Annotated in this window: 7 protein-coding genes and 1 pseudogene; 1 reads left to right on the top strand and 7 read right to left on the bottom strand. The window is 48.7% G+C overall.

Features of this window, described 5'->3' with window-relative positions; all coding sequences use genetic code 11:
- Window positions 1-126: 126 nt before the first annotated feature.
- A complete protein-coding gene (locus AC1DWB_RS31060) occupies window positions 127-1,458 on the bottom strand; it encodes a PhoH family protein (RefSeq protein ID WP_477544962.1) in 1,332 nt (443 codons plus the stop codon).
- A 104-nt stretch (window positions 1,459-1,562) separates the two neighbouring features.
- Between AC1DWB_RS31060 and AC1DWB_RS31055 the strand changes: the two genes are divergently transcribed.
- The gene (locus AC1DWB_RS31055) at window positions 1,563-2,129 is read left to right on the top strand and encodes a YhcN/YlaJ family sporulation lipoprotein (protein ID WP_477544961.1); all 567 of its coding nucleotides are present in this window, start codon (window positions 1,563-1,565) and stop codon (window positions 2,127-2,129) included.
- A gap of 41 nt (window positions 2,130-2,170) precedes the next feature.
- On the opposite strand, the gene AC1DWB_RS31050 is transcribed toward AC1DWB_RS31055, so the two are convergent.
- The 6 genes and pseudogenes from AC1DWB_RS31050 to AC1DWB_RS31025 form a co-directional block, all read right to left on the bottom strand.
- On the bottom strand, window positions 2,171-2,623 hold the full coding sequence (locus AC1DWB_RS31050) for a pyridoxamine 5'-phosphate oxidase family protein (RefSeq protein ID WP_477544960.1): 453 nt from the start codon (window positions 2,621-2,623) through the stop codon (window positions 2,171-2,173).
- Window positions 2,624-2,739: 116 nt separating this feature from the next.
- A complete protein-coding gene (locus AC1DWB_RS31045) occupies window positions 2,740-3,735 on the bottom strand; it encodes an LCP family protein (RefSeq protein WP_477544959.1) in 996 nt (331 codons plus the stop codon).
- Between the two features lie 16 nt (window positions 3,736-3,751).
- Window positions 3,752-4,027 carry a hypothetical protein gene (locus tag AC1DWB_RS31040; RefSeq protein WP_477544958.1) on the bottom strand — a complete coding sequence of 92 codons (276 nt, stop codon included), beginning with the start codon at window positions 4,025-4,027 and terminating at the stop codon, window positions 3,752-3,754.
- Window positions 4,024-4,491 (bottom strand): hypothetical protein, encoded by a 468-nt coding sequence (locus tag AC1DWB_RS31035; RefSeq protein ID WP_477544957.1) that lies wholly within the window; start codon window positions 4,489-4,491, stop codon window positions 4,024-4,026. The genes AC1DWB_RS31040 and AC1DWB_RS31035 overlap by 4 nt, the downstream gene beginning before the upstream one ends.
- Window positions 4,492-4,507: 16 nt before the next feature.
- A complete protein-coding gene (locus AC1DWB_RS31030; protein ID WP_477544956.1) occupies window positions 4,508-4,777 on the bottom strand; it encodes a YlaH-like family protein in 270 nt (89 codons plus the stop codon).
- Between the two features lie 100 nt (window positions 4,778-4,877).
- Window positions 4,878-5,170: pseudogene (locus AC1DWB_RS31025) on the bottom strand (translational GTPase TypA); the annotation flags it as partial.

Below are 5,170 nucleotides of genomic sequence, written 5' to 3'. Positions count from 1 at the left end.
TCAACGGCCTTATGCCAGAAAGGAAGCAGTTGACGCTCCATATGATCTTTATAAGCCTGAAGCCATTGTGTTCCCTTGTGCGTCGATAACATGAATGTTGGAACCTCCGATAGTGCGTAGTATGTCTTATAGCAAGTCTGCAGCCAGCTGAGCCAAGTGGGACCGTTCTCCACGTTCCAGATTAATGTGACCGCTCAAGCCTTGATCCTTGAATCGTTCCACGACATAAGTGAGTCCATTGCTCGACGAATCGAGGTAAGGATGATCGATCTGCTCGGGATCACCTACAAGCACAATCTTGCTGCCCTCACCTACCCGCGAAACGATCGTTTTCACCTCATGCTTGGATAAGTTCTGAGCTTCATCGATAATAATGAATTGTCCTGGAATGGAGCGGCCGCGAATGTAGGTGAGTGCTTCCACCTGGATGCTGCCCATGCCCGCCAATATTTTCTCGATATCCCCCGGTTTCTTCGTGTCGAACAGAAATTCCAGATTATCGTAGATCGGCTGCATCCAGGGCCGCAGCTTCTCGTCCTTCTCACCCGGTAAATAACCAATATCTTTGCCCATTGGAACGACGGGTCGTGCAATCAGCAGCTTCTTATATTTATGTTCGTCCTCGATCTTCATAAGTCCTGCCGCCAAAGTCAATAACGTCTTACCGGTTCCAGCTTTCCCCGTCAGTGTCACGAGTGGAATTTCATCGTTCAACAGTAGCTCCAACGCCATCCGCTGCTGTACATTACGCGCCCCGATTCCCCAGATCGGTTCATTGCTCAGGAACAGCGGCTCCAGCTTCTTCACGTCATGACTGACTTTCAGCAAAGCCGATTTGGACGTACCAAGCTCATCCTTCAAAATGATAAATTCATGTGGATGAAGGGCATAAGGCAGGTTCAGACTCGAAACGGGTAGGAATCGGGCGTTATAAAAGTTGTCGATAATGCCAGGATGGACGTGAATCGTCAAATACCCTGGGTACATATCGGTTAAGGAAACGATGCGATCGGTCAAGTAATCTTCGGCGTTCAATCCAAGAACATCAGCCTTAATCCGTACAAGGGTATCTTTGCTTACAAGCGTGACCGGTCTTGGCTCTTCCTTGCTCTGCTCCTCAACATGATAATTCAACGCTACCGCCAGAATACGGTTGTCGTTCGTAATCTCACCGAACACTTCTTGCATCCGCATGAAACTGCGATGGTTGAGCTCCACCTTCACGCTTCCACCATGTTCAAGTTCGATGCCATCGTGCAGCCGTCCCTTCTCTCGCAAGCCATCCATCAGTCGAGAAACGTATCGTGCGTTACGTCCGATTTCATCGGCGTTTCGTTTCTTCGTATCAATCTCTTCCAACACAATCGCAGGGATGATCACCTCGTTGTCCTCAAAGGCAAAAATAGCATTTGGGTCTTGGAGCAGCACGTTGGTGTCCAATACATAGATTTTTCTCATTTGAGTTTCCTCCCTGGCTTGGTGTCGGCAGTCGTACATATTTGAAAGTGATGCGGACAAACTAACGATGACGAATCAGGAATAGATGAGGAGTGCGATAACAGATGCGATATTGGATTGTCATGGTGCTATTGGCTACGGTAGTGTCCGGTTGTTCCAAAGGGAACACGCAGTCGGCCCCTTCTGAAGATTGGGCTAACAATGGTCCCGACACTGGCCGTAATGTGAAAGTACAGCAAACCGTTCCCGACAAACCGCAGATTACGGATAAGAAAGAAGTTAGAGACCGCTTGGAAGCACTCGCTGCAAGCATTCCGCAGGTCGAAAGCGCGAAATGCATCGTTCTGGGCAATACAGCCATAGTCGGCATTGATGTGGATCCGATGCTGGATCGTTCCAGAGTGGACGTCATCAAATATTCGGTTGCTGAAGCGCTGCGCAAAGACCCTTACGGTGTTCATGCCTTCGTGACAGCRGACATGGGGCTTTCCGGTCGCATCCAAGAGATGCGGGATGATATCAGCCGCGGCCGTCCCATCGCGGGCTTCGCAGAGGAAGTAGCCGATATTATCGGGCGAATCGTTCCACAAATCCCGAAAGACATTACACCGCAGAACAACACACCAGCACAATCAGAAGACCGGCAGAAGCTGAACAACAAGGACATGTAGGACAAGTCCTCAGAAGACACCGAAAGCCCAGTTCATTTGAACTAGGCTTTTTTCATGGCAGCAAACACTTGGCCGTCTAGCTTATCGGCTGCGCGTTTGTCATACGTCTTCTCATATTCGGGCTCTACAGAAATGCGCGAGCCATAAAACATTACATCGCGTACGGCGTCAATGTCCAGCTCCAAGCATGCGAGCTTGAAGGGTACACCATCCAAATCATCTGTCACGATGCTCGTACGGCCGCTCACAGCATGTACCGTTCCGTTCGCGAATACCGTGATGGTTGCTAGCGGATTGCTTCTCACGTTGGCCACAATTCGCGACCGCAGATCCAAGGCGAATCGAATTTTACCAGGCGATACGGCACTTACCCATGAAATCGCATTCTGGCTTGGCGTACCTGTCTCGGCATCAATCGTGCTGAGTAGGGCCAACTTTTCTTTGTTGAAATGGTTCAGTAGGTGCTCCGACAAAGCAGTAACCGTTTCGGCCATACATTCATCCTCCTGATAGTCGTGACGGAGTCATTAGATAACAAATGGAAGCTTATCTCCATTATACCATACCCAACGGCCGAGCATCCATAGACATCCCTGCTCCTCAATCGGCTTCACTTACCTTCTGACAGAGTCGTGCGGAGTGCCGACTGAGCCGCCTTGATCTCTTCATTGGTCAGGATCACATATGGACTTTGCCAGTCACCTTCCAAATGAATATAGTTTATTTTATCACGATCTATCCCGATATATGTCCCAATGAACGTTTTGATTTGAGCGGAAGGAATATCTGTCTTCACATTATTGCCGAATGATTCGATAACTTGCCCCAGCTTCAACACACCCTCGATTGATTTCAGCTTACCAAGCATCTTATCGATGACTTGTTGCTGACGCTCATTACGCTGCATATCATTCGACTCGGCTGTGCCACAATTCGATTTCCGATAACGGACGAAGTCTAGCGTCTTCTGTCCATCCAGAGGCTGAACACCTTTCTTCAGCTTGATATTCGTTCCGTCATATTTGTCCACGTAGCACATGTCCATATCCACGTCAATTGTAAGCCCGCCAAGCTTGTCAATTACATCCTCGAAGCCTTTGAAGTCGATCTTGGCTACATAATCGATCTTCACATTCAGGAATTTCCCGAACAAGTCCTTCGTCTTCGTATCCGCCGTTTTCTTATCAGCCGCCATATAGTTGGCATAGAACGCATTCGCTTTGTTCACCTTGATTCCGCTTAACTTCACTTGTGTATCCCTTGGAATGGACACCAGTGTAGCAGAGCGAGTTGTCGGATTAAGAGAAGCGACCATAATGACGTCCGTATTCAGGCTACCGGTCTCTGCCCGTGTATCCGTACCGAGTAGGAGTACAGTGAGCGGCTTCGATTTGGCAGATTGAGCCGGTGCGACCGGTGCATCCGTCCCTACCTGAGCTATCGCCTGATTAATTTGCCAATATATGTACCCTGCATACCCTAGTCCACCTAATACGAGTATGATGATGATTCCTATAAATGATTTCAGCCAAAAGCGTGATTTGCGTTTGGGACGACGGGGTGGAAACTGTGGTGCTCCTGGCGGCGTATTCGGAACGGGGCTCATTCCAATTCCCCCTTCCTCATTCGTTATATTTGGGATTCGAGCTAATCTCTTGAATAAGCTGTTCTGCCAGCTCCCGATCGAATCTCTCAGACGCAAGTGCTCCGTCCAGTTCATAGTGAACGGTGTAGCTCGTATCCGTTGAATCAGTTATAGCATAATGCGTCAAGTGATGATCCTCGGTCAATATCGTTTCGAAAAATTGCAGTGTTTCGGCAGCAGCCCCATCTTCTGGACGTTGCTCGGACACGATCTTCATCTGCAACCAATTGTACAAGGCGTCGCGCAGCTTCATCTGTATACATCCTCCCGGATTAATATGACGTGCTTGTGTTGCCGCAGCCATTGTTCCATAGCCAGTAGCCATCTTCCCTGCAACTCTGGCTCGCGCGCTTTATTAGAATGGAGCATGGTCCATGCTTCTTCTGGATCTAAAAGCCTCTGTACCATAGCTTGTGCACAAGAGGACAGCATCAACTCAGCTGTATCGCCGAATCGTATCACGCCTTGCTCTGATAAGGAAAAAGGAATCCGATCCGATCCGCAGCTAGCCCCGGCACTTGAAGGCAGTACGGAAGGATTCGGATCCCCCGGCAGTAAACCAGCTTTGAACAACATCAGCATCCTTGGATGAATCCGCTTCAGCGCCGCACGAAACTGTTCCAGCTGCGCAGCAGGCTCACAACAGATCCGATCGGCTCCCAGTACGAAAGGTTCGAGCGTGTCGATCGGCGTTAACCAATACGAATGCGTCATCATCGTACCTCCGCTTCTCTTACTTCTTCTGTCTACGCTCCACCCAATAACGGACTCGTACCATGAACATGAGCGCTACGGCGACACAAAGACAGAGCAGAATGGGCAAATCCAAATCAACCTGGAACATCAGCAAAATAAGGGCCCCTACGCCCATCATTATGTACACAATTGCGGCTTTCAATATCGGAAGCTTGCGGGTGCGAAACACCTTATTATAAATATAGACGAGAAATATATAAATTAGGATATATGTGATCCAAAGATGTTCAGCCAACCATGTTTGCATCGCTTTTCTTCCTCCTCGCCAGTGGATCCGCTAGCCGGCTGGAATGTCCAGCCGGCTATACAAGGATCACTTAAGCGTATCCGGTCGTCTTTGTTACATCTTATACGTTCGTTTCTGCTACTTTCCGTTGCTTCTCAGAACGTTCGCGATCGCTTTTGTTCAATACTTTCTTACGTAGACGAATCGACTTCGGTGTCACTTCACAATATTCATCGTCGTTCAAATATTCCAGCGCTTGCTCAAGTGAATATGAACGAGGCGTCTTAATCTTCACGGTATCATCCTTACTGGATGCACGCATGTTCGTAAGAGGTTTTTCCTTACAAATATTAACGGTGATGTCGTTATCGCGTGTATGCTCGCCTACGACCATACCTTCGTACACTTCTGTAC

It is taken from the genome of Paenibacillus sp. P4_E11, from assembly GCF_056401635.1.
Note: the sequence above shows the minus strand (reverse complement) of the source record. Positions and strands in the feature narration are given on the sequence as shown.

What these genes read in the sequence shown, in the direction of transcription:
- AC1DWB_RS31040 (WP_477544958.1), bottom strand. Translation starts at nt 4,027, where the DNA reads ATGAAGCTGCGCGACGCCTTGTACAATTGGTTGCAGATGAAGATCGTG.
- AC1DWB_RS31060 (WP_477544962.1), bottom strand. Translation starts at nt 1,458, where the DNA reads ATGAGAAAAATCTATGTATTGGACACCAACGTGCTGCTCCAAGACCCA.
- AC1DWB_RS31045 (WP_477544959.1), bottom strand. Translation starts at nt 3,735, where the DNA reads ATGAGCCCCGTTCCGAATACGCCGCCAGGAGCACCACAGTTTCCACCC.
- AC1DWB_RS31035 (WP_477544957.1), bottom strand. Translation starts at nt 4,491, where the DNA reads ATGATGACGCATTCGTATTGGTTAACGCCGATCGACACGCTCGAACCT.
- AC1DWB_RS31030 (WP_477544956.1), bottom strand. Translation starts at nt 4,777, where the DNA reads ATGCAAACATGGTTGGCTGAACATCTTTGGATCACATATATCCTAATT.
- AC1DWB_RS31050 (WP_477544960.1), bottom strand. Translation starts at nt 2,623, where the DNA reads ATGGCCGAAACGGTTACTGCTTTGTCGGAGCACCTACTGAACCATTTC.